Source organism: Deltaproteobacteria bacterium (assembly GCA_021159305.1).
Taxonomy (GTDB): domain Bacteria; phylum Campylobacterota_A; class Desulfurellia; order JAGGSF01; family JAGGSF01; genus JAGGSF01.
Genome location: JAGGSB010000026.1, coordinates 1 through 1,131, shown reverse-complemented (window position 1 = coordinate 1,131; position 1,131 = coordinate 1). Strand labels below are relative to the sequence as shown.

Below are 1,131 nucleotides of genomic sequence, written 5' to 3'. Positions count from 1 at the left end.
CGAATTCCCTGAATCCCACTTGGTCTTTGACATTCAAATAGTATCTCGCTATCATTATGGCTGTGAAATAGAGAGCCACGAGTTCAGCATGCTTTTCAGTAGAACGCTGCGAATAAACCTGTGTTTTCAAACCCAATAGACCTTTCGTCTGCTTGAAGTACTCCTCCACGGTTTCTCTTTTACTGTAATGATCGAGTATTTCATACTCTGTCATATTCGTATCACTGCAAAGAATGATTCTCGTTTCTTGGCTGTTGTTGTCAATGACTATTTTTACCTTTGCCTGGTAGCTTGGAACTTTCGCAATAAATGATGTAACACCCTTTGTTTTCCTCTTGAGCTTTGAAAGCAAAAAGCCCTTCCCATCTATCACGACTTTTAGATTTGTTCTAAGCCTGCCAATTATGGTCGAAGCAGAATTGACAACCTTCGCAAATATCCTGCTGCACATGATGGCTCCATCTACAAGAATAATGTTGTTTTTAAGCTTCAGGCATTCAAGAATGGATATAAGCTGACCTGTGAAATCACCCTTTGTTCTTTCTTTGGTAATCAGAGGGAAGAACAACCCATTCTTGACATACAGCACAGATGAGATAAGCGAGATACTGTTTATTACTTTCTCTGCTGTGGAAGAGTAATACTTACCAAGGTTCTCTATCTTTGAGCCATATCTCTCAATAACGGTTTCGTCCAATATGATGTATTTGGATTCAAGGCCATTATTGGAGAGAAAGTTTTGGATGAAATTCAACCTGCTGCCTGTGAGTTTCTCAGTGGTAACTCTGGTATTAGAGAGCATCCGAGATAGAGATGACTGAGAATGTCCCATTTTTCTACCAATGGAGCTGAGGCTTTTGAAATGAGATATGGCAAGGCCTTTAGTGTAATCGAGCAGTAGTGTTTTGTGTTCAGACCTTGGAAAAGAAACCTCTTCACACATAGAATTTAGAAGTTGTGGTATATTAGTTGTGGGCATGGGAAACCTCCATTTGTTGTGTTTGGCTTCACAACTAATTTACTAGGTTCCCATGCCTTTTTCAATGACCTATCTTTTCTTCTTTTCTTCTTATCTTCTAAGTGCATAGTTTGGGACCTTTTTTTGATACAAGCCTTTTTGTATCTTTACAG

Annotated in this window: 1 protein-coding gene; it reads right to left on the bottom strand. The window is 39.2% G+C overall.

Features of this window, described 5'->3' with window-relative positions; all coding sequences use genetic code 11:
- The coding region (locus tag J7J10_01685) for a transposase (GenBank protein ID MCD6129652.1) at nt 1–979 on the bottom strand (979 nt) is incomplete at its 3' end.
- Nucleotides 980–1,131 lie beyond the last annotated feature (152 nt).